This window comes from Streptomyces sp. NPDC020875 (genome assembly GCF_040641415.1).
Lineage (GTDB): Bacteria > Actinomycetota > Actinomycetes > Streptomycetales > Streptomycetaceae > Streptomyces.
In genome coordinates this window covers 120,924-146,996 of the sequence record NZ_JBFADP010000012.1, presented here as the reverse complement: position 1 = coordinate 146,996, position 26,073 = coordinate 120,924, and the positions used below count along the sequence as shown (strand labels likewise).

The 26,073-nt window shown below is 72.2% G+C and carries 19 protein-coding genes; 9 read left to right on the top strand and 10 right to left on the bottom strand.

The window, feature by feature from the left end; translation table 11 throughout:
* Positions 1-125 precede the first annotated feature (125 nt).
* A complete protein-coding gene (locus AB0G74_RS09625; RefSeq protein WP_361142567.1) occupies positions 126-308 on the bottom strand; it encodes a hypothetical protein in 183 nt (60 codons plus the stop codon).
* A 601-nt stretch (positions 309-909) separates the two neighbouring features.
* Between AB0G74_RS09625 and AB0G74_RS09620 the strand changes: the two genes are divergently transcribed.
* The 8 genes from AB0G74_RS09620 to AB0G74_RS09585 all read left to right on the top strand — a co-directional run bounded on the left by AB0G74_RS09620 (position 910) and on the right by AB0G74_RS09585 (position 11,994).
* Positions 910-4,968: a nitrate- and nitrite sensing domain-containing protein gene (locus AB0G74_RS09620; RefSeq protein WP_361142564.1), complete on the top strand. Its 4,059-nt coding sequence runs from the start codon at positions 910-912 to the stop codon at positions 4,966-4,968.
* A 9-nt stretch (positions 4,969-4,977) separates the two neighbouring features.
* Positions 4,978-5,391 (top strand): roadblock/LC7 domain-containing protein, encoded by a 414-nt coding sequence (locus AB0G74_RS09615; RefSeq protein ID WP_358825179.1) that lies wholly within the window; start codon positions 4,978-4,980, stop codon positions 5,389-5,391.
* A 133-nt stretch (positions 5,392-5,524) separates the two neighbouring features.
* Positions 5,525-5,926 (top strand): DUF742 domain-containing protein, encoded by a 402-nt coding sequence (locus tag AB0G74_RS09610; protein WP_361142561.1) that lies wholly within the window; start codon positions 5,525-5,527, stop codon positions 5,924-5,926.
* The gene (locus tag AB0G74_RS09605; protein ID WP_361142558.1) at positions 5,907-6,491 is read left to right on the top strand and encodes an ATP/GTP-binding protein; all 585 of its coding nucleotides are present in this window, start codon (positions 5,907-5,909) and stop codon (positions 6,489-6,491) included. The genes AB0G74_RS09610 and AB0G74_RS09605 overlap by 20 nt, the downstream gene beginning before the upstream one ends.
* A gap of 337 nt (positions 6,492-6,828) precedes the next feature.
* Positions 6,829-10,200, top strand: a complete 3,372-nt coding sequence (locus AB0G74_RS09600; protein ID WP_361142555.1) for a nitrate- and nitrite sensing domain-containing protein — start codon at positions 6,829-6,831, stop codon at positions 10,198-10,200.
* A 10-nt stretch (positions 10,201-10,210) separates the two neighbouring features.
* Positions 10,211-10,624 carry a roadblock/LC7 domain-containing protein gene (locus AB0G74_RS09595; protein ID WP_358825178.1) on the top strand — a complete coding sequence of 138 codons (414 nt, stop codon included), beginning with the start codon at positions 10,211-10,213 and terminating at the stop codon, positions 10,622-10,624.
* 97 nt (positions 10,625-10,721) lie between these two features.
* Positions 10,722-11,432, top strand: coding sequence for a DUF742 domain-containing protein (locus AB0G74_RS09590; RefSeq protein WP_361142552.1), 711 nt, complete (start codon positions 10,722-10,724; stop codon positions 11,430-11,432).
* A complete protein-coding gene (locus tag AB0G74_RS09585; protein WP_130585192.1) occupies positions 11,413-11,994 on the top strand; it encodes an ATP/GTP-binding protein in 582 nt (193 codons plus the stop codon). Before AB0G74_RS09590 ends, AB0G74_RS09585 begins: the two co-directional genes overlap by 20 nt.
* A 169-nt stretch (positions 11,995-12,163) precedes the next feature.
* Here the strand turns inward: AB0G74_RS09585 and AB0G74_RS09580 are convergent, their stop codons facing one another.
* The 3 genes from AB0G74_RS09580 to AB0G74_RS09570 all read right to left on the bottom strand — a co-directional run bounded on the left by AB0G74_RS09580 (position 12,164) and on the right by AB0G74_RS09570 (position 16,594).
* Positions 12,164-12,367 carry an acyl-CoA carboxylase subunit epsilon gene (locus AB0G74_RS09580; protein ID WP_361142548.1) on the bottom strand — a complete coding sequence of 68 codons (204 nt, stop codon included), beginning with the start codon at positions 12,365-12,367 and terminating at the stop codon, positions 12,164-12,166.
* A gap of 68 nt (positions 12,368-12,435) precedes the next feature.
* The gene (locus AB0G74_RS09575) at positions 12,436-14,019 is read right to left on the bottom strand and encodes an acyl-CoA carboxylase subunit beta (RefSeq protein WP_361142545.1); all 1,584 of its coding nucleotides are present in this window, start codon (positions 14,017-14,019) and stop codon (positions 12,436-12,438) included.
* Positions 14,020-14,173: 154 nt separating this feature from the next.
* Positions 14,174-16,594, bottom strand: coding sequence for a polysaccharide lyase 8 family protein (locus AB0G74_RS09570; RefSeq protein ID WP_361142542.1), 2,421 nt, complete (start codon positions 16,592-16,594; stop codon positions 14,174-14,176).
* Between the two features lie 295 nt (positions 16,595-16,889).
* Between AB0G74_RS09570 and AB0G74_RS09565 the strand changes: the two genes are divergently transcribed.
* Entirely contained in the window at positions 16,890-17,492 is a 603-nt protein-coding gene (locus AB0G74_RS09565) for a YceI family protein (protein WP_361142539.1), read from the top strand.
* A 189-nt stretch (positions 17,493-17,681) separates the two neighbouring features.
* On the opposite strand, the gene AB0G74_RS09560 is transcribed toward AB0G74_RS09565, so the two are convergent.
* From AB0G74_RS09560 to AB0G74_RS09535, 6 genes are all read right to left on the bottom strand, one after another.
* On the bottom strand, positions 17,682-18,359 hold the full coding sequence (locus AB0G74_RS09560; RefSeq protein ID WP_361142536.1) for a DUF6309 family protein: 678 nt from the start codon (positions 18,357-18,359) through the stop codon (positions 17,682-17,684).
* Between the two features lie 414 nt (positions 18,360-18,773).
* Complete coding sequence (locus tag AB0G74_RS09555) at positions 18,774-20,141, bottom strand: hypothetical protein (protein WP_361142533.1); 1,368 nt, start codon at positions 20,139-20,141, stop codon at positions 18,774-18,776.
* Positions 20,142-20,763: 622 nt separating this feature from the next.
* Positions 20,764-22,368, bottom strand: coding sequence for a citramalate synthase (gene cimA / locus AB0G74_RS09550; protein ID WP_361142531.1), 1,605 nt, complete (start codon positions 22,366-22,368; stop codon positions 20,764-20,766).
* A gap of 345 nt (positions 22,369-22,713) precedes the next feature.
* Complete coding sequence (locus tag AB0G74_RS09545) at positions 22,714-24,072, bottom strand: MFS transporter (protein WP_361142528.1); 1,359 nt, start codon at positions 24,070-24,072, stop codon at positions 22,714-22,716.
* Between the two features lie 124 nt (positions 24,073-24,196).
* Positions 24,197-24,829 carry a TetR/AcrR family transcriptional regulator gene (locus AB0G74_RS09540; RefSeq protein ID WP_361142525.1) on the bottom strand — a complete coding sequence of 211 codons (633 nt, stop codon included), beginning with the start codon at positions 24,827-24,829 and terminating at the stop codon, positions 24,197-24,199.
* Positions 24,830-24,972: 143 nt separating this feature from the next.
* A complete protein-coding gene (locus AB0G74_RS09535; RefSeq protein WP_361142522.1) occupies positions 24,973-25,995 on the bottom strand; it encodes a hypothetical protein in 1,023 nt (340 codons plus the stop codon).
* Between the last annotated feature and the right edge of the window lie 78 nt (positions 25,996-26,073).

The window sequence follows — 26,073 nt, the reverse complement described above, 5'->3', positions numbered from 1 at the left end:
TCTTCCCCTCCCCCACCCCCTTCCCTCCTGGCCGTCCGGCGCTACGGGGGGGCCGGAGCCGGCCGAGCCGGGGACCCGCGGGGGGGCGCGGGTCCCGGGCTCGGATCGTCCGACGGGGCTCCGGTTCAGGAGACGGGCGCGTCCATCAGCACGGTGCGGCGCGGGTTAGCGGTGCTCGTCGGCAGCGCCAGGGAGTGCTCGGGACGGGCCGGGGCCGGCAGTTCGGCGGCGTCGCCGAGATGGGCCAGGGTCGTCCGGCGGGGGTTGGCTATCTTGCGCAGCAGCTGCGTGGTCTTCGGCTGGTTCATCAGTTGTCTCGGGACCCATCGGCGTCGGGCCGCCCGCCGGGGCGGCGCTTTACAACAGAGGCGCTCTTGCCTAACGCGACAGGTTAAACATCCATGGCCCGGCAAAGTCGTGGAGGACATGTGTGGCTGGTGTGAGTTTCCTCACCAGACATCCGCCAATCTGGCCGATTTTGGACATTACATACCGTCAAATTCAACCAGCGAAACGGACATTGCCTACCCGAATCGGCCATTCCGCTGCCGATCGCAACGACCTGGGCACACCCCACACCGGGGCCTCCCCCTGGTAACTCATCCATGAAAGTCCGATTCACACCGTAAGTCTCTCGACGATTGGTGACCCGGTGCTCACATGGCGTCACCCAGGTCACAGCAGAGTACGCGGCCCTTGTTGGAGATCCGGCACTGTGCTGGAATTCCACGCACCGCCGCGGAACAGTCCGGCGCGCGACAGGCGCAACGCAGCGCCGAGCGGCGGCGGGAAAGGGGGAGAGCGCCGGTACTCACACCACCGGTAGGCGCGCCCGGCGCGCCTCGCCAGACGCCGACACCGTCCCGCCGCTTCGTCAGCGGGACGCCTGGTTCAGAGGTTGCGACGCTAGTGCAGGGACGTTTCAAGAGGGATGGCACGGGGCGTCCCCAGGCCCCCCAGGGCCGTGGGGAAGCCGCGGCAGGACAGGAGCCGCGCGGCGGGACCGACCGCGGCCCCTCGCCCCAGCACGGCCAGCACGGCACGAGCCCGGCACAGGGCCCGACACCACCCGGCGGCGACCGGGGGCCCAACGGCCCCGGCCGCCCGGGCGGCGGACGGCCCGGCCAGCCCGGCCCCGGCGGCTCCCCCGCCCCGGCCGGACGGCCGCCCGGCCCGTCCGCCGCGCCCGGCTCCGGCGGTCCCCAGGGGCCGCAGGGCCCCCAGGGCTCCGGCCCGTCGCCCGACGGCGGCGGCACCGGTGACTCCTCCGGCGCCCCGGCCGCACCCGTGGTGGACACCGGCTCCCGGCTCGCTCTGCGCAACTGGCGCATCAGCACCCGGCTGATCTCCCTGCTCACCCTCCCCGTCGTCGCCGCGACGACCCTGGGCGGGCTGCGGATCAACGAGTCCCTGGACAAGATGGAACAGCTGGAGCACATGCAGCTGCTCACGGACATGACCCAGGAGGCGACCAAGCTCGCCATCGCGCTCCAGTACGAGCGCGATGTCACGGCCGGTCCGCTCGCCAACAACAGCAACGCCAGCGACTTCAAGGTCACCGAGCCCCGCCAGGCGACCGACCGGGCGCGGACCGCGTTCGTCAAGGCCGCCGAGGGCATCGACATCGTCGACGGCGACGACACCGTCGACTCCTTCCGCTCCACCCTGGGCCAGATCTACAACCAGCTGAACCGGCTCAAGGAGTACCGGAGCAAGGCGTACGTCACCGAGGGCTCCAACGCCCTGACGATCGAGTCGTACCACCGGATCATCCGCTCCCTGCTCGAACTGTCCTCGGACATGGCCCAGGCCACCAACAACCAGGACATGATCAAGCGGACCCGTGCCCTGGCCGCCTTCTCGGCCGCCAAGGAGTACGCCTCCATCCAGCAGGCCGTCATCGCGGCGGCGCTGCCCGGCGGCGCCGGGCAGAAGGGCGACGACCTCTCCGAGGCCGACCGGCTCTACGGCCAGGGCGCCCTGGAGAGCGGCCGGAACAGTGAGAAGCAGTTCAAGGAGATCTACGAGTCCCTGGGCGGCGACGCCAACGAGCTGATGGAGCCGCTGGACCGCGGCCACCCGGACATCATCAAGGTCAACGAGGTCGCGGGCCGGGCGCTGGACAACCCCAACGCCCTCAAGACCATGCCGAAGCAGTCGCACCTCGACTGGACGGACGCCTACAGCGTCCGGATCGACGCCATGAAGCGGATCGAGTCGTCGCTCCTCGACGACATGGAGGAGAAGGCCCGGCAGCTGCGCGACGAGTCGCAGCAGGACGCCGTCATCAACGGTGTCGTGATCTTCTTCGTCCTCGGGGTCTCCCTGGTCGGCGCCTTCATCGTGGCCCGCTCCATGATCCGCTCGCTGCGGCGGCTCCAGGACACCGCCACCAAGGTCGCCCAGGAACGCCTGCCCGAGCTGGTCAAGCAGCTCTCCGAGGCGGACCCGGAGGATGTCGACACCTCGGTCGAGTCGGTCGGTGTGCACTCCCGGGACGAGATCGGCAAGGTGGCCGCGGCCTTCGACGAGGTGCACCGCGAGGCGGTCCGGCTCGCCGCCGAACAGGCCCTGCTGCGGGGCAACGTCAACGCGATGTTCACCAACCTCTCGCGCCGCTCCCAGGGTCTGATCCAGCGCCAGCTGTCGCTCATCTCCGAACTGGAGTCCCGCGAGGCCGACCCGGACCAGCTGTCGTCCCTGTTCAAGCTCGACCACCTGGCCACCCGTATGCGCCGGAACGGCGAGAACCTGCTGGTCCTCGCGGGCGAGGAGCCGGGTCGCCGGTGGACCCGGCCGGTACCCCTGGTCGACGTGCTCCGGGCCGCCGCCTCCGAGGTGGAGCAGTACGAGCGGATCGAACTCGCCGCCGTCCCCGCGACCGATGTGGCGGGACGGGTCGTCAACGACCTCGTCCACCTCCTCGCCGAGCTGCTGGAGAACGCCACCTCGTTCTCCTCGCCGCAGACCAAGGTCCGGGTCACCGGTCACGCCCTGCCCGACGGCCGGGTGCTGATCGAGATCCACGACACCGGTATCGGCCTCTCCCCCGAGGACCTCGCCGCGATCAACGAGCGGCTGGCGTCGCCGCCCACCGTGGACGTCTCGGTCTCCCGCCGGATGGGTCTCTTCGTGGTCGGCCGCCTCTCCCTGCGGCACGGCATCCGGATCCAGCTCAGGCCCTCCGACTCCGGCGGTACGACCGCCCTGGTCATGCTGCCCGTGGACGTGGCCCAGGGCGGCCGCAAGCCCGGCGCCCCCGGTGCGCCCGGCGCTTCGGCCCCGCCCTCGGGCGGTGCCCCGCTCGGCCCCGGCCAGTCGCCCGGCGGCAACGGCGGCAACGGTGGTCGGCCCGGCGGCGGTCAGGGCGCCCCCTCCGGCGGCGGTCTGCTCGGCGCGGGTGCCCCGCGCGGCCAGGTCGGCGCGGGTGCGGCCGGTTCCCGGGCGGCGCTGCCGTCCCGGGACGGCGCTCCGGGCCGTCCCCAGGGCGGCGGGCTCGCCGGTGCCTTCGGCAACCGGCCCGCCCAGCGGTCCCAGGGCCCCGACCAGAACCACGGCCGGGGCGCCGGTCCCGGTGACACCGCCGCACTGCCCCGGCTCGGTGCCGACGGCCGCCCGGCCGGTACCCGCGGCGAGCTGCCCGACCCGGGCCGCGCCCGCCCGCAGACCCCCAGCTGGGGCAGCGACCAGCGGCCCGGCGGCCACCAGGACCCGGGCCGGGCCCAGGGCCCCGGTACGGTCCCGGGTCCGCAGGACCGGCAGTACGGCGTGCCGACGGCCGAGCGGCCCCAGGGCCCGGCCGACGGGATCGCGCCCGGCGACGGGCTGCCCGGAGGGTCGTACCAGGGCGGTACGGACCCCGGGATCCGCGAGTTCGACGCCCCGACGGGGCAGCACCGGCCGCCGAACGCCCCCGCGGGGCAGTTCGTCCGTCCCGACGTCTTCGGCGCCCCGGCGGACGAATCCGGCCGCCGGTCCGCCCCGGACCACTCCGCTTCCTCGGCGTCCGGCGCGGCCTCGGGGTTCGGCACTCCGGCCCCGGACGGCCACGGCCGCCAGGCCGGCCCGGACCACTCGGGCCCGGCCGGGCACGGCCAGTTCGCGCCGCCGCGCGGCGACGGCGGCCATGTCGGCGACGCGCGCGAGCCCCGGTTCGGCGACCCGGCGGGACAGTCGTCCGCCGGACAGTTCGCCCGTCCCGGGACCGGCGCGCCGCAGCCGCCCGCGCCGGGCCTCGCGCCCGCGCCGCACGGCTACGACGAGCGGCGGTCCCAGGAGACCGCCGCCCCCGGCGCCCGTAACCAACTGCCGCCCCAGCCCCGGCACGAGGCCCTGCCGCCCGCCCCGGGCGACGGCGGGACCCCGCTGTACGACACGCTGGAGACCGACTGGTTCCGCGGCCAGGAGCGGGGCGGCCGGGACGAGCAGCAGCAGCCCGCGCAGCGCCAGGCGGAGGCGTACGCCCCCGAGCAGGCGCAGCAGACCCAGCCGATCCCGCAGATCGACCGGTCCGGGCAGCGGGCGGGCCCCGGGCCCGAGGGTCACGACGGACGGTCCGATTACGACCGGGTCGGTCCCGGCGGTACCGGCGAGTACTCCGCCCCGACGTCCGCACCCGCCCAGGCGCCGAGGCGGCCGGAGCCGCAGGCCGCGCCGGGTGACGGGGCGGGCGCCGCGTGGCGTACCTCTCCCAACGACGAACTGGGGCGCCAGGCCGAGCGGGTCAGGAAGCCCGCGGCCGGTGGTGTCACCACGTCCGGTCTGCCCCGGCGGGTCCCGCGCGCCAATCTGGTCGCGGGTACCGCACAGCAGAACGGCACGCAGGGCGGACCCTCCGTCTCGCGGGCACCGGACGACGTCCGCGGCCGGCTCACCAACCTCCGGCGCGGCATCCAGCAGGGGCGCGAGCAGAACGGCTCGTCGACCGGCAGCATCCACCTCGGCCCCACACACCAGCAGGAGCGTTAGTTGAGCCCGATGAGCCAGGCGGCGCAGAATCTGAACTGGTTGATCACCAATTTCGTGGACAACACCCCGGGGGTGTCCCACACGGTGGTGGTCTCCGCCGACGGTCTTCTGCTGGCCATGTCCGAAGGTTTTCCGCGTGACCGTGCCGATCAGCTGGCCGCGGTCGCCTCGGGACTGACCTCGTTGACCGCGGGTGCTTCCCGCATCTTCGAGGGCGGCACCGTCAGTCAGACGGTCGTCGAGATGGAACGGGGATTCCTTTTCCTGATGTCCATCTCCGACGGTTCGTCGCTGGCGGTACTGGCACACCCCGAGTGCGATATCGGCCTGGTGGGCTATGAAATGGCCCTGCTGGTCGACCGGGCGGGCAATGTCCTCACCCCGGATCTCCGCGCCGAGCTCCAGGGAAGCCTCTTGCACTGATCCGCTACGGCCCGCAGGTCCGTACAGCCACGCGCCATCGCGCCGCCGTCAAACCCTCACCTCGGTCGCTCCACCCCCCACCGGCCGCACCGACGGCTCGCCCACCAACTTGCTGTCCCGCCCGGAGGACTCCATGACCCCGCCACCCGCCTCACACGATCCGTACGGTGTCCAAACCGACTACGGAGTGGAGGGCGACCAGCCACTGGTCCGCCCGTACGCCATGACGGGCGGCCGGACCCGGCCGCGCTACCAGCTCGCCATCGAGGCGCTGGTCAGCACCACCGCGGATCCGGCGATGCTCGGCGGACTGCTCCCCGAGCACCAGCGGATCTGCCATCTGTGCCGTGAGGTGAAGTCCGTCGCCGAGGTCTCCGCGCTGCTGTCGATGCCGCTGGGCGTCGCGCGGATCCTGGTGGCGGACCTGGCGGAGGCCGGGATGGTGGCGATCCACCAGCCCGGCAACGGTGACGCGAGTGGCACGCCCGACGTGACGCTCCTCGAAAGGGTGCTCAGTGGACTTCGCAAGCTCTAGCGGCGCGTCCGCACCGAGATCGACCACCAGCGCGAAGATCGTGGTGGCGGGCGGTTTCGGCGTGGGCAAGACCACGTTCGTCGGCGCCGTCTCGGAGATCAACCCGCTGCGTACCGAAGCCGTCATGACCAGCGCATCCGCCGGCATCGACGACCTCACCCACACCGGCGACAAAACCACCACCACCGTCGCCATGGACTTCGGCCGCATCACCCTCGACCAGGACCTCATCCTCTACCTCTTCGGCACCCCCGGACAGGACCGCTTCTGGTTCATGTGGGACGACCTCGTCCGAGGAGCCATCGGAGCCGTCGTCCTCGTCGACACCCGACGCCTCGCCGACTGCTTCCCCGCAGTCGACTACTTCGAAAACAGCGGCCTCCCCTTCGTCATCGCCCTCAACGGCTTCGACGGACACCAGCCCTACACCCCCGAAGAAGTCCGCGAAGCCCTCCAGATCGGCCCCGACACCCCCATCATCACCACCGACGCCCGCCACCGCGCCGACGCCAAAAGCGCCCTCATCACCCTCGTCGAACACGCCCTCATGGCCCGGCTCAAGTAGACGACGCGATACGGTAGTTGCCGTAGCCAATCAGGTGCGGACTGTGTCCTTTGACACGGTCCGCACGCATGTTCATAACATTTCGACATGGAATTGCAGCACTTCGGACACCGGACGGAGCCATCCGGTGTCCCTGCGCTCATGGATCGGCTGCCTTTTGAAGGGGCTCGCTCTTTATGCCCGTTTTATCGCTCGTACCGGCGAGACGGAATGGCTGATTCCAACTGTTTGGAACGGACCCGGTGCGCATGCTGAAATTCGACAACCTTCCGAGTAGTACGGCTCAGAACGAAACACGGCACACCACAGGTGCCGGTGCCGAGAGGTTGTTGGTCGAGTGAGGCGAAGCAGCACAGGCTCCGCGGAGCAACAGGCGCGGGGCAATTTCACCCCGCCGTCGCGTGCGGCGGCGTTGCCCGTCGACGAACCCGGGCCACCCGCCGCCGAGGCTCCGGCGCCCGCCCCGCCGAGCGGCGGCAGTCGCCGCTTCTCCCCGCGGAACTGGTCCGTACCCACCCGGCTCAACGCCATCCTGCTGCTGCCCGTACTGGTCGGGCTGTTCATGGGCGGCTTCCAGGTCAACGGGTCCATCAAGACCTGGGACGAGGCCCGGGACGCGGAACGTACGGCCGAGATCGTCCGGGCCGCCGCCGACTACGGCGCCGCCCTGCTCACCGAGCGCGACCTCACCGCCGAACCGCTGCTCAAGGCCACCACCCCGGCGGACCGCCAGTCCGAGGGCGTGAAGCGGGCGTACGCCACCACCGACGCCGCCAAGGCCGCGTTCGACCGCGCGACCCGGAACATGCCCGACGGGGAGGGCCTGGAGCGCCGGCTGGCGCTGTTCAAGCGCGAGGAGCCCAAGCTCCAGGAGCTGCGCCGGGCCGCGTACACCACCTCCCTCGACCCGGTCGGCACCGAGCAGGGCTATGTCGAGATCCAGCACTCGCTGATGCAGTTCGGCAACGAGCTGGGGCTGGGCACCGGCAACATCACCAGCTACGGCCGGAGCGTCTACGCGCTCCAGCTCGCCAAGGCCGCGGAGTCCCTCCAGCGGTCCATCGGCATTCATCTGCTGGTCCGCCCCAGCGACCGCGAGTCGGTCCGCGACCGGCAGATCACCGCCTTCAACTCGTACAGCTATCTGGAACAGATCGCGATCAACGAGTTCGTCTCGGGCGGCACACAGGCCGACGCCGACCGGCTGAAGGCCACGATGGCCAAGGCCGACGAGGACGGCCGCAAGCAGCTCCAGCAGTACGGTCTCGACCTCCCGGCCGGACCCGACGACTCCCCCTTCACCGGGATGGCCCAGCGGATCGGCTCCGGCGCCACCCCCGACACCCTCGAGAAGTCCGACATCACCCCGGAGTCCTGGATGGTCGTGTCGACCACCAGGTTCGAGGCCTATCTGGCCATGGAGAAGGAGCTGGTCGCCCGCGCGGTCGCCGAGGCTTCCTCGATCTCCGCCGACGCCCGCCGGGACGCGATCGTCAATGCCGCGATCGTGGTGATCGCGCTGCTGCTCGCGTTCTTCCTGGCCGGAACCGTGGCCCGGCAGATGAGCCGCTCGATGCGGGAGCTGCGGGCCGCCGCCCTCGCCATCGCCGAACAGCGGCTGCCGCACCTGGTCGACCAGCTGTCCCGGACCGAGCCGGGCCGGGTGGACACCCGGGTCGAGCCGATCCCGATCGACAGCCGCGACGAGATCGGCGAGGTCGCCCGGGCCTTCGACCAGATCCACCGCGAGGCCGTCCGGCTCGCCGCCGAACAGGCCATGCTGCGGGGCAATGTCAACGCGATCTTCACCAACCTCTCCCGGCGCAACCAGTCGCTGATCGAGGGCCAGCTGACCCTGATCACCGAGCTGGAGGAGAAGGAGGCCGACCCGGACCAGCTGGAGAACCTCTTCCGGCTGGACCACCTGGCCACCCGGATGCGCCGCAACGGCGAGAACCTGCTGATCCTCGCGGGCGAGGAGCCCGGCCGCCGCTGGGACCAGCCGGTCCCGCTGGTCGACGTGCTGCGGGCGGCCTCGTCCGAGGTGGAGTCGTACGAGCGGATCGAGCTGTCCGGCGTCCCCGAGACCGAGATCCACGGCCGGTCCGTGACCGACCTCGTCCATCTGCTCGCCGAGCTGCTGGAGAACGCCACCCTGTTCTCCTCGCCGCAGACCAAGGTGCGGGTCACCGCCACCCGGCTGCCCGACAGCCGGGTGATGATCGAGATCCACGACAAGGGCATCGGGCTGACCGCGGAGGACTTCGCGGACATCAACCACAAACTGGCGAACCCGCCGACGGTGGACGCCTCGGTCTCCCGGCGGATGGGCCTCTTCGTGGTCGGGCGGCTGGCCGGCCGGCACGGTATCCGGGTCCAGCTCCGCCCCTCGGGCGAGCAGGCGGGCACCACGTCCCTGGTGATGCTGCCGGACGCGATCACCCACGGCGGTGGCGGCGGCGAGGCCGCCCCGGCCCCCGACTTCACCGTCTCGGGCATCATCCCGGCCCAGGAGTCCTACCAGGGCGCCCCGGTCCGGACCGCCGCCGAACTCGGCTTCGACGACTCCCGCTACGACCAGCCTCAGTCCGGCGCCCCGACCGGGCTCGACCCGGTGGGCCGGTCCCTGGCCCGCGGCGGACGCCGGGCGGCCCTGGAGGGCCGGAGCGGGCGTCAGCCCGGCGGCCCGGCGGGCTACCCGGAACAGCCGTACGAGCAGCGCCCCGAGCCCGGCCCGGCCGCCGACGGCGGCTACGGGCACGACGGTTACGGCGCGCAGCAGCACCCGGCGGCCGGACCCGGCTACGGGCAGGAGCAGGGGCAGCAGCCGTACTCGGGCTACCAGGACGGGGCGTACGACGCCTCCGCCGGTCCCGGGACCCAGCCGATGCCGGTCTACCAGGAGGGTGTCGACCCGGCCGCGCTCGCGGCGGAGCCGGCCCACGCGGCGGACCCCGGATATCAGCTGCCCCAGCAGCCGCAGCAGCTCCAGGCCGGGGGCTATCCGGAACCCGGCTTCTCGGATCCCTCGACAGCCGAACAGCCGTACGACACCGGCTGGACGGCCCCTCCCCACCAGGAGAGCTGGCCGGAACAGAACGGTTTCCCCGGCGGATACGAGCAGGAATACCGCGGAGAATCGGAATCCGGCCAGAGCATCCCCGCACCGGGCACGGAACGCGTAGGCTTCGACCGTCCGGGACCATCTCCGAACAGCGGTCATGACATGACCGAAGCCGGTCTGCCCCGCCGTGGCCCCGTACGGGCGCGGCCCGAGCAGGACCGGCCCGGGACCGATGTGTGGCAGCCGGCCGGGGATCAGGTTCCGCAAGCGCCGCTGGGCGCTCAGCCCGAGGCGTACGCCGACGGCGGCAACGAGGCCGTCGCAGGTGAGGCCGAGGACTGGCGTTCGGCCAACGACGAACGCTGGCAGCGGGCCGGGAAGCTGCGGGAGCCGAAGGCGGGCGGGGTCACCTCGTCCGGCCTCCCCCGGCGGGTGCCCAAGGCCAACCTCATCGAGGGCACCGCGGAGCAGACGCCGCAGGACGGGCTTCCGCAGATCTCGCGCGCCCCGGAGGACGTTCGTGGCAGGCTGAGCAATCTGCGCCGCGGTGTCCAGCGGGGGCGCAGCGCGGGACCCGACACGAACGGACCGGCCACTTACGATCATGACGGTGGCCCGGGCAGTACCTACAACCAGGAGCGTTAGTGTGAGCCCGATGAGCCAGGCGGCGCAGAATCTGAACTGGTTGATCACCAACTTCGTGGACAACACCCCCGGGGTGTCCCACACCGTGGTGGTCTCCGCCGACGGACTCCTGCTGGCGATGTCCGACGGCTTCCCCCGGGACCGGGCCGACCAGTTGGCGGCGGTCGCCTCCGGGCTGACCTCGTTGACCGCGGGCGCGTCCCGGATCTTCGAGGGCGGCGCCGTCAATCAGACGGTGGTCGAGATGGAGCGGGGTTTCCTCTTCATCATGTCGATCTCCGACGGCTCGTCCCTGGCCGTGCTGGCCCACCCGGAGGCCGATATCGGCCTGGTGGGCTATGAGATGGCCCTTCTGGTGGACCGGGCGGGCAGTGTGCTCACCCCCGATCTCCGAGCGGAGCTGCAGGGCAGTCTTCTCAACTAACCGGCGGTCGAAGCCCCTTACGCCACCGCACCACTAGGGTGCGGTGGCGGCGGCTCCACAGGGTCACGAACCGCTACGCGCAGCAGGAGGAGGAAACGTGGCAACACCCCCGGGCGGACGCCCCGAAGAGGGCGGTACGCAACGGCCCCAGGGCGGTCACTCGCACCACGGCTACCCCTTTCCCGCGGCGCCGGGCAGATCGGAGGGCTCGCCCTCCTGGTCCGTTCCGCAGCCACCGCAGTACCAGCAGTACCAGCAGCCGTACGACTCTTCGTACGATCCCCGATACGGTCCGGGCGTTCCGGGTCAGTCCGGCGGTCCCGGTCAGCCCGGCGGCCACGGTCAGCCCGGACCCGACCCGGTGACGCCCCAACCCGCCCATCATCCCGGGCAACCCCGGCCGTACCAGCGCCGTCCGAACGACGGCTCGGGCCGGCGCCGTACCGAGCCTTCCGGCGCGCGTACGCCCAGTCCGCTGGTGCGGCCGTACGCCATGACCGGCGGCCGGACCCGGCCGCGCTACCAGCTCGCCATCGAGGCGCTGGTCAGCACCACCGCCGATCCCGCCAGGCTCCAGGGCCAGTTGCCCGAGCACCAGCGGATCTGCCGGTTGTGTTTCGAGATCAAGTCGGTCGCGGAGATCTCGGCCCTGCTCTCCATTCCCCTCGGCGTTGCCCGGATCCTCGTCGCCGACCTGGCCGAGGCCGGACTCGTCGCCATTCACCAGCCCGGCGGCGACGAGACCGCCGGCGGTCAGCCAGACGTGACACTGCTCGAAAGGGTGCTCAGTGGACTTCGCAAGCTCTAGCGGCGGCGCGCCTCGCTCAACCACCAGCGCGAAGATCGTGGTGGCGGGCGGTTTCGGCGTGGGCAAGACCACGTTCGTCGGCGCCGTCTCGGAGATCAACCCGCTGCGTACCGAAGCCGTCATGACCAGCGCATCCGCCGGCATCGACGACCTCACCCACACCGGCGACAAAACCACCACCACCGTCGCCATGGACTTCGGCCGCATCACCCTCGACCAGGACCTCATCCTCTACCTCTTCGGCACCCCCGGACAGGACCGCTTCTGGTTCATGTGGGACGACCTCGTCCGAGGAGCCATCGGAGCCGTCGTCCTCGTCGACACCCGACGCCTCGCCGACTGCTTCCCCGCAGTCGACTACTTCGAAAACAGCGGCCTCCCCTTCGTCATCGCCCTCAACGGCTTCGACGGACACCAGCCCTACACCCCCGAAGAAGTCCGCGAAGCCCTCCAGATCGGCCCCGACACCCCCATCATCACCACCGACGCCCGCCACCGCGCCGACGCCAAAAGCGCCCTCATCACCCTCGTCGAACACGCCCTCATGGCCCGGCTGCGGTAAGAGGCCCCGGCTTTCGCGTGAGGCCCGTACCCCCTTCGGGAAGGGGGTACGGGCCTCACCCGTTCGGGGGGTCCCGGAGTACGGCTCCGGGCGCACCGGCCGCGGACGCGCCGGCGCCCCGGTCCGGGGGTTCCGGGGCCGGGGCGCGGTGTGCGGATGTCGCGGGTGGTCAGCCCTGCCAGCTGTGCGAGACCTGGAAGGCCCGCTGCCGCTCCAGCCGGCGCCAGGGCGCGGTGGTCCGGGTGTCGGCGGCGGGGGCGGGCGCGGAGGCCGCGCGGGCGAGCAGGACCGCGGTGATCGCGGCCAGCTCCTCGGGCTCGCAGTGGCCCTTCTCGACGCGCAGCAGGGAGGGATCGGTGGCCGGGGCAGTCATCGTCTTCGGGCTCCGTGTTCTCGTGGTACGCGGTGGTCGTCGGGCGGGCGGGGCGGCACGGGCGGCGCCTACTGCGGCGGGTTGCCGTGCTTCCGGGACGGCAGGTCGGCGTGCTTCGTCCGGAGCATCGCGAGGGAGGCGATCAGCACCTCACGGGTCTCGGCGGGGTCGATCACATCGTCGACCAGGCCCCGCTCGGCCGCGTAGTAGGGGTGCATCAGCTCGGACTTGTACTCCTTGACCATCCGGACCCGCATGGTCTCGGGATCCTCCGCGTCGGCGATCTGGCGGCGGAAGATCACATTGGCGGCGCCTTCGGCGCCCATCACGGCGATCTCGTTGGTCGGCCACGCGTAGGTGAGGTCGGCTCCGATGGACTGGGAGTCCATCACGATGTAGGCGCCGCCGTACGCCTTGCGCAGGATCAGCGAGATCCGGGGCACGGTCGCGTTGCAGTACGCGTAGAGCAGCTTGGCGCCGTGCCGGATGATCCCACCGTGCTCCTGGTCGACGCCCGGGAGGAACCCGGGGACGTCCAGCAGGGTGATGATCGGAATATTGAAAGCGTCGCACATCTGGACGAAACGTGCAGCTTTTTCGGATGCCTCGATATCGAGGACTCCGGCCAGGGACTGCGGCTGGTTGGCGACCACACCGACCACCTGGCCGTCGAGCCGGCCCAGGGCGCAGATGATGTTGCGGGCCCAGCGCTCGTGGATCTCCAGGTAGTCGCCCTCGTCGACGAGTTCCTCGATGACCTTGTGCATGTCGTACGGGCGGTTGCCGTCGGCGGGCACCAGGTCGAGCAGGACGTCGGAGCGCCGGTCGGCCGGGTCGGACGAGGCCACCTGAGGCGGGTTCTCCCGGTTGTTCTGCGGGAGCATCGAGAGGAGGTAGCGGACCTCGGCGATGCAGGTCTCCTCGTCGTCGTAGGCGAAGTGCGCCACGCCCGAGGTCTCCGCGTGCACATCGGCGCCGCCGAGGCCGTTCTGGGTGATCTCCTCACCGGTGACGGCCTTGACGACGTCGGGCCCGGTGATGAACATCTGGGAGGTCTCGCGGACCATGAAGACGAAGTCGGTGAGGGCGGGGCTGTAGGCCGCGCCGCCCGCGCAGGGGCCGAGCATCACGGAGATCTGCGGGATGACCCCGGACGCCTTGGTGTTCCGCTGGAAGATGCCGCCGTATCCGGCGAGGGCGGAGACGCCCTCCTGGATCCGGGCCCCGGCGCCGTCGTTCAGGGAGACCAGCGGGGCGCCCGCCGAGATGGCCATGTCCATAATCTTGTGGATCTTGGTGGCGTGGGCCTCGCCCAGCGCCCCGCCGAAGATCCGGAAGTCATGGGCGTAGACGAAGACCGTCCGGCCCTCGACCGTGCCCCAGCCGGTGACCACACCGTCCGTGTACGGCTTCTTCGCCTCCAGGCCGAAGCCGGTGGCCCGGTGCCGACGCAACTGCTCCACCTCGTGGAAGGAGCCCTCGTCCAGCAGCAGCGCGATCCGCTCGCGCGCGGTCAGCTTGCCCTTGGCGTGCTGTGCCTCGGTCGCGCGGTCGCTGGGACCGCGCACGGCCCGCTCCCGCAGATCGTGCAGTTCGGCAACGCGCCCTCGGGCGTCGGCCGGCTCGCCGGTGGTCTCGTCGACAACGGTCATGTACCGACCCTACGGACACCTACAAGAAAACTCTGCCGTTGACTCCGTACAGTCTCCGGCCGTTTCTCCTGTGAGGCTCGCACAGAAGCGCTTGTCGTAGCGGTTCATCCACCAGTCCCGGGCCGGTGTTGTTTGTGGAGGGCCCACAAGAAATTCAGCCCAGGGCCACCCGGCAGCGATGTCCGGCACCGGCGGTCCCCCCGTTCAGCCGCAGCCGAATGGCCCCGCCGGTGGCGAGGACGGTGATTCCGGGGTCGTGGCCGTCGACCCGGCGTACGGGGTGCCGCCAGGTCACGTCGACGGGGCGGCCGGTGCGCTCGGGGTCGGCGAGGCACAGCTCGGCGGTCCGGCCCCGGCGCCGGACCAGGGCGCTGACCGGGCCGGTGGCGGTGAGCGGGCCCGCGGTCCCGGCCCGCCAGAAGTTCGCGGCGGTCAGCCCGATCGCGGGCAGGGTCACGGCCTGGCGTCCGGCGTCGTTGGCGAGGACGACCGTCCGGCCGGGGTCGGCGGCCCTGGCGGCGGTCTCGGCGGCGCTCGCCCCGGGCATCAGCAGATAGACGTAGGAGGCGGCGACGGGGTCGGTGCCGTGGTCCAGCCAGAGGGTCCGGTAGCGGCGGGTGGCCCGTTCGGCGGTACCGCCGGTGTTGATATCGGCCCAGGCGCCGGTCCGGTCCTCCAGCCGGGTGCGGAGCCGGTGCGTACCGCCGGGCAGAACCCAGCCGCCGTGGCCCTCCAGATGGGCCCAGCGGGCCCCGTACCGGAACCGGGCCCGGCCGCTCTCGCCGAGATTGCGGTGGTCGATCACGGTCTCGACGGGGACCCCGTCGGCGCAGCCGATACCCGCGCCGAGGCAGACGACGGCGTCGTCGGCGCAGAACCAGGACTTGCGGGCGGTCAGGGTGGAGCCGAGGCCGCGCAGATGCTGGCCGACGGCGGCGTACTCGCCGTCGGTGACGCCGCCGACCCAGCGGACGGCGGGCCGGGGCTCGCCCCATTCGCCGCCCTCGTTGTCGGCCAGCCGTTTGGTGGAGACGGTGGTGCCGGGCAGCCGGTAGGGGTCGGCGGTGGGCCAGAACCAGTCGGTGTACTGGTCGCCGAGGGTGTGTTCGGGCCACCAGAGGACCATTCCGGCGCCGGTGTGCCAGCCGCGCGGATGCTCGCCGTTGCCGCATTCGTAGTACGCGGTCCGCTCGGAGGCCATGGCGATGTTCACGGTCCAGCCGGGGCGGCGGTGTACGGCCCGGTCCATGGCGGCGAAGAGGGTGTGGCCCGCCCGTGTCGGCGCGGCCGGGACGGGGGCGGCGGCGACGGCCGCGAGCCGGGCGAGGTCGGCGACGGAGTGCTGGGGGTCGGTCAGCGGCGAGTCGGTGGCGTCCCGGGCGGCCCAGCCCTTGATCAGGGCGTACCAGCGGTCGCGCTCGGCGGCCCCGGCGGACCGGGCCAGCAGGGCGATCGCGGCGATCACGGCATGGCCGTGGTAGTGGTCGCCGCGCCGGATCCGGCGGTCGTCGTCCTTCAGCAGTCCCCGGCTGACGGCCCGGCCGCTGACGCTGTCCATGATCAGCCCGTTGTGGATCAGCGGGGCGAAGGCCCGTTCGACGCTCTCGGCGATATTGCGCCGGGCCGGGTCGGTGACCTGCCAGGGGGAGCCGTCGAGCAGGGCGAGCAGCCGGGCAAGACCGTCGAGGAGGACCTGTCCGTAGGTGCCGGTGTAGGCGACCCGGGTGTGCTGGACGAACGATCCGTCGGCGTAGAGGCCGTCGCCCTCGGTGACGTACGGGAAGACCGGGGAGAGCGCGTCTCGGGCGAGCGCGAGCTTGGCGGCGGAGCGGCCGACGACGCCCCGGAGGGCGACCGAGCGGCAGAGGTCCACCCGGTTGGCCCCGGTGGAGACACCGGAGTAGTCGCGCAGCAGGGTGTCGGGGACGAAGTGGTCCACGGCGGCGCAGGCGGCGGCCGTGCGGTCGGGGCCGAGCTGGTCGTGGAGGGTGGCGGCGAGGTCCATCAGGAGCCGGGGGCTGCCGATCCGCCACTCCCACCAGTTGCCCCGGGGGGTGGTGCCGGGGTGGTAGACGAGGTCGGAGAGGTGGTCGAGGCCGCGCAGGACACCGGCGAGGAGTCCGGGGTCCGTACCGCCTCGGTAGATATGGGCCCTGGCCATGGTCCACAGCCGGGCGTAGCTGCGGGTGATCGCGGCGGGCGGGGCGGGGGCGAGCAGGGGCAGATCGGGCCAGAGGGAGCCGGGGGCGGGCGCCATGGCGGCCAGCTGGGCGGCGGCGAGCCGATCGATTTCGGCCAGCCGGGAGGCGTACGGCTCGGCGGTGGGGTCGTAGCCGGTACCGAGGGCGATCTCGGCCCAGCGTCGCCGGAGCGGTTCGTACGGCTCACCGGGCTCACGCGGCTCGTGGCCGGGTCGGCCGACGGGCCCGGGTCGCGGGCCGGGTCCGGTCTCGGCGGCCCGGACCGCTCCGGCTCCGGCGAGGGGCAGCAGACCGGCGCAGGCGGCGGTGAAGCCCCGCCGGGTCCAGGAAGGCGGGCCGGACGGACGCGGCGGTGTCGGGTGCGGCGGTGTCACGGGGCCTCCTGGGCGGGGTGCGACGGGAGGTGCCCCTGTGGGTCTACCACCGCGTCGCCGGGCCGACAACGGTCGCGGCGCGGATACTGGGAAACGGCCGTGACGGCCGCCCCGGGGTGCCGCCCCGGGCCCGGCGCCGGGCCCGGTCGCGGCTCGCGCCCGCCGAGGGGCGCCGCGCGGGAAGCCGCACGGGCACCGCCATCCCCGATAGATGTTGAATATTCAACGGAATGCCTCTACAGTAAGAATCGTTGAAGCTTGAACAACCACCCCCGTCCCCCTCCAGGAGTTCGTCATGGGCCTCTTCAATCGCAAGAACGACGCGTCCGCCACCGAAGCCACCCCCGTGGACCCCGCCCTCGCGGCGCTGACCGGCGAGTACGCCATCGACCCGGCGCACAGCCGGATCGGCTTCACCGTCCGCCACGCCATGGTCACCAACGTCCGCGGCGGCTTCGACGACTTCGAGGGCACCCTGGTCCTCAACGGCGCCGACCCGGCCGAGTCCAGCGCCGCCATCGACGTCCGGATCGCCAGCATCGACACCGGCATCGCGGACCGCGACAACCATCTGCGCAGCGGCGACTTCTTCGAGGTGGAGAAGTTCCCCCTGATGACCTTCCGCTCCACCGGCGCCGAGGCGACCGGCGGCGACGACTACCGGGTCACCGGCGATCTGACGATCAAGGACGTGACCCGTCCGCTCACCATCGACCTGGAGTTCAACGGCACCGCCACCGACGTCTACGGCAACGAGCGCGTCGGCTTCGAGGGCAGCGCCACGATCCTGCGCTCCGAGTGGGGCCTGACCTGGAACGCGGCCCTGGAGACCGGCGGCGTGATGGTCAGCGACAAGGTGAAGCTCACCCTCGACATCTCCGCGATCAAGAAGGGCTGACGCCCGCCCGCGCGCCGGTCCGCCCGGCGCCCGGCCCCTCACGACGGCCCGGAAGGCATCCGTACCCGATACCGGTACGGGCGTGCCGCCGGGCCGTCGGGCGTACCCCCGCGCCCGCGCCCGTGCCCGCCGCGCCGTCACCGGCCCCGGCGTCCGGGAGCGGCCACTCGGGGCCCGTACCTCCGCCGCTCAGTCGCGGGGCGACCGGTCCCGGCGCTCCGAGCCCGCCCCGCCGGTACCCGCCCGCACCAGGGACGGCTCCCCCGCCGCCCCGGCCTCGGCGGCGGTGGCGGTGGCGGTGGCGGTGGCGACGGTGGGTTCCCCGTCCCACTCCCCGGGTACGTCCATCACCGCGTCCATCGCCACATACGCCTCCACCAGCGCGTCCCCGTCCAGCCGCCCCGCCCGCACCCAGGCCAGCACCCGGTGCAGCCCGTCCAGGTGGACCAGGCCCTCACGGACCGCCAGCCGCTCGTAGTCCGCCCCCGGGATGGCCCGGGTCGACAGATAGAGCGGACTCGTCGCACCCTCGGCGTGATGGTCCAGCTTGGCCGCGCACACCGGATTCCCGGTGAGATAGTCGGAGCCCAGCTCGCACAGCCGGGCGACCGCCTCGTCGACCGTCGCCCCGGCGGGCGGGATCAGTTCGAACTCGCCGTACTCCCCCATATGCCACGGCAGTACGATCCCCAGCACGTCCGAGCGGTCCAGCAGAACGTGATACCACCGCCCCAGACTGAGCTGGGCATGACAGAGGTTCTCCTCCGCGTCGTCATTGGTGTTGTACGCCTCGTCGGGGACATAGGGATTGTCGCGGACGAAGGTCGTCAGCACGCGCTCGAAGGGGACGGGGCCGAGGACTCTCATCGGGTGCGCCTCTGTTCGTGCCGATGCCCGAAGGCCGTGGGATGGACCGCGCCACCGGACGGGGAGAGTCCTCCGGGAACCGGGAAAATCCCCGCCGTCCCGGCCATCGGGCCGACCGAAAGAACGGGACCAAAAGCAGCAAACCCGATAAACACGGAAAACAGCCCCCCTGATAGCGTCGAGCCGCCAGATTAATTGCCTGTGAACAATTGGGGAACGTATCCCCGGTTCTTCCTGCCGCACGCGGGGTTCCCGGACAATGGCCGACTTCAATCGATACCCGGCGACCGCACCCCGAACCCTCCGCAGGGGGCGGTACCGGGGGTGCGCCGACACCACGCGGGAACCCCCGCGTCCCCGCCGCGCCCGGTGTTCCAGCGGCTGCCCGGGGCCGGCCCACGGCGGCGGGCGGGATCAGAAGCCCCCGCCGAAATCACCGCCACCGCCACCGCCGAAACCATCGCCACCACCGAAACCACCACCACTTCCGCCGTCCCCGCCGAAGTCACCGGGGTCGAAGTCGGTACCCGAGTAGTCACCGCCCGAGAATTCTCCGCCACCATATGTATCGGCATATGCCGGTGTAGCCAGCATCCCACCGAGCAAGGTCCCCGCGAGGAGCCCGGGAAGAATACCGCCCGCGAAATATCCACCGGCCCAGGGACCGTAGGCGGGCCCCGCCTGCCAGTACGGACGGCGCTCCCCGTCCTCCGTGGCGACCGTACGCGCCATCGGCGGGACGCCGTCCGCCAGCCGGGCGGCGTCCGCCGCGCACACCGGCACCGGGCGCGGCACGCCCCGGCCCTCCGGAGCCCACTCCGCGTCGGCGACCGACGGGCCGTGCCGGGGATCGAAGAAGCACGGCGGTCTGCGCTCCGGCAGCGGGCGGCCCGCCCGCCGGGCGTCGAGCAGCGCGAGGGAGAACCGGCCGTCCTCCAGGGTCCTGGTCACCGCGGTGACATCACCGGGCCGGGCCGCCGCCGCCATCAGGCCCTTCGCCCGTTCGTAGGCGTCGAGCGCGCGTTCGTAGTCGGCCCGCGCGGCATCGTCGGCGCCGGGCTCCGCCGGATGGAAGTCCAGCCGGTCCAGCTCCTCGCCGAAGGCCGTGATGTCCTCGTCCACGACCACCCGCAGCCGGTCCAGCGCCGCCCGTTCCTCGGCCCGCTTGCGGCGCCGATTGCGGCGCAGCACCGCATAGCCACCGGCGCCGCCCGCCACCAGCAGCGCGCCGACGACGATCAGGGGCACCGTGTTCATACTGCCCGCGCCGCCGCCCGACCAGGAGCCGGGGGCGCTGCCGCGCATCTGGGGCAGCACGAGATCGGCGAAGGCGTTCAGCTCCGCCGCGGCGGAGCCGGGGGTCCCGGCGTCCGCGGCACCCGGGGTCCGTACCGCGTCGACCGCGTTCCGTACGGCGCGGGGCGCCAGGACGGCGGCGTCCGCACCCGCGTCGAACCCGGCGCCGAGGCGGATCGCGTACAGCCCGGTGATCCCCGTCTCGGCCCGTACCGCCGCCAGGACGGTCCCCGGATCGTAATCCGGGGTCTCGGGCAGGACGGCGACGAACAACGGCTTGTCCGCGTCCCTGATCCGGTCCGCGAGGGCGTCCGCGTCCCGCGCGGACAGCTCCGCGCGGGCCCGGGGGTCCACATAGACCGGCCCCTGCCGCAACGCGGCCCCCACGTCCGCGGGAGCGGCGGCGACGCCGGTGGACAGGGGTGCCAGCAAGAACAGCATCCCCGCCAGCAGGGCGAGGACGCCACGCACGACGCGGTTCCTCATCCTTCGACGCTAACGCCCTCCGGGCCGGCCCCGCCACGCGAGCCCCGAGGCCATGCCCCTGGCCTCGGAGCTCGCGGGCCGCGCCCAGCCGCTGATTCCCGTTCGCGGCCTGCGGACCGTGGGTGGCTTGTCTCGCAGTTCCCCGAGCCCCTAACCGCTCTCCCCGACCCCGCCCCACCAAGGCACGGGCCCTGGCCTCGCCCCTCCCGGGTCCCGCCCGGCCACTGATTCCCGTTCGCGGCCTGCGGACCGTGGGTGGCTTGTCTCGCAGTTCCCCGAGCCCCTGGTTGCCCTTCTCAGCGCCTCGCAGGGAGGCGGCACTTTTCAGGGGCGGCGCTCGGGAGAGCATTTAGGGGCGCGGGGAACTGCGCGACCGGCCACAGGCGGTCCGCAGGCCGCCGACAACATCAGGCTGCTGGGCGAGACCCGGGGTTGTGGGCCTCACCCGGAGGGCCGAGGCGCTGGGGGTCCCCCCATTGCCGAAGGCATAGGGGGCGGAACTGCGCGAACAACCACGACGGTGGCGCGGACCGCGAACACCATCAAGCCGCCGGGCGCGGTGCGGCCCGGATCAGGGGACGGCGCCCGGGAGGGCCGAGGTGTGGCGGAACCGGGCCGGAGGCTACTCCGCCGGGGTGACGCCCGCGCGGAGCAGCCCGTAGGTGTACGCGTCCTCCAGTGCCTGCCACGACGCCGCGATCACATTGTCCGCGACCCCCACCGTCGACCATTCGCCCGTGCCGTCGCCGGTGGTGATGAGGACCCGGGTGGTGGACTCGGTGCCGTGCCGGCCTTCGAGGATGCGGACCTTGTAGTCGACGAGCTCGAACTTGGCGAGCTGGGGGTAGATCCGTTCGAGACCTACCCGCATCGCCCGGTCGAGCGCGTTGACCGGCCCGTTGCCCTCGGCCGTGGCGACGATCCGCTCGCCCTTGGCCCAGAGCTTGACGGTGGCCTCGTTGGCGTGGGTGCCGTCGGGGCGGTCCTCGGTGATGGCCCGCCAGGACTCGGTGCGGAAGTACTTGGGCGCCCGCCCCTCCGCCTCGGCCCGCAGCAGCAGTTCGAACGACGCGTCGGCGGCCTCGTAGGTGTAGCCCTGGAGTTCGCGTTCCTTGACGCGTTCGACGACCCGGCCGACGAGTTCGCGGTCGCCGCCGAGGTCGATGCCGAGTTCTTTGCCCTTGAGTTCGACGGAGGCCCGTCCGGCCATGTCGGAGACGAGCATCCGCATGGTGTTGCCGACCCGCTCGGGGTCGATGTGCTGGTAGAGGTCGGGGTCGACCTTGATCGCGGAGGCGTGCAGTCCGGCCTTGTGGGCGAAGGCGGAGACGCCGACATAGGGCTGGTGGGTGGAGGGGGTGAGGTTGACGACCTCGGCGATGGCGTGCGAGATCCGGGTCATCTCGGCGAGTGCGCCCTCGGGCAGTACCCGCTTGCCGTATTTGATCTCCAGGGCCGCGACGACGGGGAAGAGGTTGGCGTTGCCGACCCGCTCGCCGTAGCCGTTGGCGGTGCACTGGACGTGGGTGGCGCCCGCGTCGACGGCGGCCAGGGTGTTGGCGACGGCGCACCCGGTGTCGTCCTGGGCGTGGATCCCGAGCCGGGCGCCGGTGTCGGCGGCGACGGTGGCGACGACGGCCTGGATCTGGGCGGGGAGCATGCCGCCGTTGGTGTCGCAGAGGACGACGACGTCGGCGCCCGCCTCGGCGGCGGCCCGGACGACGGATTTGGCGTAGGCGGGGTTGGCCCGGTAGCCGTCGAAGAAGTGCTCGCAGTCGACGAAGACCCGGCGGCCCTGTTCGCGGAGGTGGGCGACGGTGTCGCGGACCATTCGCAGGTTCTCGTCGAGGGTGGTGCGCAGGGCCAGCTCGACATGGCGGTCGTGGGCCTTGGCGACCAGGGTGATCACGGGAGCGCCGGAGGCCAGCAGCGCCTGGACCTGGGGGTCGTCGGCGGCGGCCGTACCGGCCCGGCAGGTCGCGCCGAACGCCACCAGCTGGGCGTTCTTGAATTCGATCTCCTGCTGGGCGCGGGCGAAGAACTCGGTGTCCCGGGGGTTGGCGCCGGGCCAGCCGCCCTCGATGAACCCCACCCCGAAGTCGTCCAGATGCCGGGCGATGGTCAGCTTGTCCGCGACGGTGAGATTGATGCCCTCGCGCTGGGCTCCGTCGCGGAGGGTGGTGTCGAAGACGTGGAAGCTGTCGTCCGTGGTGGGCTTCGTCGTCATGGCTGGTGTTGCTCCTGTCGGATCAGTGGCTCCCGGAATGGCTGAATCCACTTGTCCCTATCCTCTCGCGCCCGTCGGCCTCGGCCGGGGTGGGGCCGGAGTCGGGGGAGACTTCTGGTCTCCTGAGAACGAAAAAACCCCTCGCGGATGCGAGAGGTCTGCGCGCGGGTCTGGGACACGGTGACGGTGTCGTACGGGATCGTCGGACAACCTGCCGTCACTGCGGACCGGCGCGCCTGCAGCCGATAATCATGGCGAGAACGGGCACGTCCGCATCCTGCCACAAACCGCCCGGACCGGTCCCGGGGGTCTCACGATACGAAACCCCCGAGGTGGTGCCGGGTGTCAGCGGGCGGGGACCGGGTCGGCGTCGCTCTCGCCGCCGACGGCGGGTTCGGGGGCGGGGGCGGCGCGACCGGTGCCGACGGTCTTCAGGTCGATGTCCCGGGTTTCCCGCATCGTGAGATAGACGATCAGCGAGACCGCCGCACAGCCCGCCACGTACCAGTAGAAGCCGGACTCGGCGCCGGACCGCTTGAACCAGAGGGCGACGTACTCCGCCGTGCCGCCGAAGAGGGCGTTGGCGATGGCGTACGGCAGGGCGACGCCCAGGGCCCGGACCCCGGTCGGGAAGAGTTCGGCCTTCACACAGGCGTTGATCGAGGTGTAGCCGGTGATCACCACCAGGGCCAGCAGGGAGAGGCCGAAGGCGGGCCAGAAGGAGCCCGCGCGGCTCAGCAGCGTCATGATCGGCACGGTCAGGAACGTGGAGCCGAGGGCGAAGGTGATCAGCAGCGGACGGCGGCCGACCCGGTCGGAGAGGGCGCCCGCCAGCGGCTGGAGCGCGGCGAAGACGATCAGCGCGCAGAAGGAGACCAGGGTCGCGGTCTCCTTGGGCAGGCCCGCCGAGTTGGAGAGGTACTTCGTCAGATAGGTGGTGTACGTGTAGTACGCCACGGTCCCGCCCATGGTCAGGGCGATCACCAGGAACGCCTCCCGCTTGTGGGCGAGCAGCGCCCGGATGGTGCCCTTCTCGGCGGCCGGGACACCGTCCGGGCCGTCCTCGGCCAGTTCCTCGTACACCTCGGTCTCCAGCATGTTCCGCCGCAGATAGAAGACGACGGCCGCGCCGAGGGCGCCGATGATGAACGGGATCCGCCACCCCCAGCTGTGCAGCGCCTCGTCGGACATGGTGCGCTGGAGGACGATCTGGAGTCCCAGGCCGAGGATCTGGCCGACGGTCATGGAGACGTACTGGAAGCTGGAGGCGAAGCCCCGGTGGCGGGGTGCGGACGCCTCGGTGAGATAGGTGGCGCTGGCCGCGTACTCCCCGCCGACCGAGAGCCCCTGGAGCAGCCGGGCGATCAGCAGCACCGCGGCGCCGCCGTATCCGGCCACCGAGTAGGTGGGGGCGACGGCGATCAGCAGGGCGGACGCGGACATCAGCGTGACGGTGAGGGTGAGGGCCGCCTTGCGCCCCTTACGGTCGCCGACCCGGCCGAGCAGCCAGCCGCCGACGGGGCGCATGAAGAAGCCGACGGCGAAGATGCCCGCAGTGTTCATCAGCTTGGCGGTGTCGTTTCCCTCGGGGAAGAACGCGCCCGCGAAGTAGGTGGCGAAGCTGGCGTAGACGAACCAGTCGAACCACTCGACCATATTGCCCGCGGAGCCGACCCAGATCTTCTTCCAGTGCTCTCGTCCCATGGCCGGAACCGTGCCGGAGCGCCGTCCCGGCCGACAAGGGTTGCACCGGCAACGATCGGGAGTACTTGCGTACGTTGCGTTCCCGGCCCGGCCAGGCCGGTAAAACGGCCCGGCCGGTGGTGACTTACCGCCCGTCCGGGGGATCCGGGGGTTCGGTGGCGGGCAGCGTCTCGGCCAGAAATTCGCCAATGTGTACGAGGGTGCGTTCGCGGCCCGTACCGGGCAGACCCACCGCCACATGGACGCTGAGCCCGTCGAGCAGGGCCCGCAGCCGGACGGCGAACCGGTCGGGGTCGACCGGGCGGAACTCGCCGTACGAGATCCCCTCGGCGAGCAGGGCGACCAGATCCCGGTGCCAGGCGCTCTCGACCGCCGCCTGCCGGGCCCCGGCCTCCTCGCCCATCCCCGCCGAGCGGTTCCAGACCTCCAGCCGGAGGGTCCACCGGGGGTCGCGCGGCCCGTCGGGGACGTAGAGGCCGACATAGCCGGTGAGCCGTTCGGCGGCGGGGGCCGGCCGGGCGAGCAGCGCGGCCCGTTCGGCGCCGAGCCTGCCCTCGCTCCACTCCAGCATCCGCAGCAGCAACTCGTCCTTGGTGCCGAAGTAGTAGAGGAGATGGCCGCTGCTCATTCCGACCTCACGGCCGAGTCCGGCCATGGTCAACGCGTCCAGGCCGCGTTCGGCGATGGTGGCCATGGCGGCGGCGAGCACCGCTTCGCGGGGCGGGGCGACATTGCGCCGCCGGACCGGCGGGCTCACCGGGCGCCTCCCGCGCCCGCGCCGTGGCGCCGTACCCCCGTCGCGGACGGCGCGTACGCCGCGCGCCCCCGCCGCTTCCCCCGTGCCGTCTCCGGCAATCGACTCACCCGTCCGTTCCGTCGTTCTCGGTCTCTGGCCGGTCCCTACGCGGTCTTGTCGCCGGAGCCCCGGACGCCGGTGATGTCGGACGGGGTCGCGGGCTCGGCCGGGGAGAGCGCGAGGCTCTCGTAGAGGTCCTCCACGCAGGAGTCGTGGAGATACTGCGCCAGGCTGCCGCGGACGCCCATCACATCGCCGCCCGCCTCGATGTGCTCCATGGCCCGGCAGGCGTAGCCGCAGGATTCGTACGCCTGGCCGTCGGCCGACTCGACGGCGGCCAGGCCCGCGTAGAACAGGGCCCGCTGGCCGTGGTCGTCGGCGGCGACGCCGCCCATCGCGTAGAGCAGGGTACGGCGGGCCTGCGACACCAGGCCCGCCGCGAGCTGGACCCGGCCCTTGAGCATGCCGATCCGGGCCGTGGTGCACCAGTCGAGCCAGTCGGGCACGGGGTTCGCCTCGCCCCGGCCCCGGGCCTCGGCGACCCGGCCGACCAGGCGGAGCGCGCGAGCGTACTCCCCGTCGCGGACGGCGCGTTCGGCCTCGACGGCGTCCAGCCAGTCGAGCACCCCGGCGGCCCGGGTCCCGGCGGCGGTCAGCAGGGCGCGGGCGCCGGTGAGCGCCGCCGCGGCCTCCCCGCCGCCCTCGGTGTCGGCGCCGCCGACGGCCCGGTCCGGGGCGAGCAGCGCCGAGTGGGCCAGGGCCGCGGCCTCCAGCAGCGGGTCACCGGCGGCGGCCGCGGCCTCCCGGGCCCGGTCGAGGCTGTCGCGGGCGGTGGCGGGGTCGTGCAGGCCGAGGAGTTCGACCCGGCCCATGAGCAGCAGACTCTCGGCGAGTGCGAGCCGTACGGCCCCGGCCCCGGTTCCGGCCCCGGCCCCGGTTCCGGCCGCGGTCGCGGCTCCGGCGAGCAGCGCCCGGCCCGACTCGGTGTGCTCCCGTACCGTCGCGGCCAGTTCGGCGGGTTCCGTGATCCAGTACAGCCGCCGGTGGGCCCGGGTGTCCGCCTCGAACTCGGCGATCCGGGTACCGCCGGGGGCCGTCGGCCCGGAGTCGTCTGCGGTCGGGGACATACTCACTCACCTCCACGGGAAGAACGGCCCCTCAGCACCCCGTGGGCCGTCCGTCGTCTCATTCTCCCCCGGAGTCCC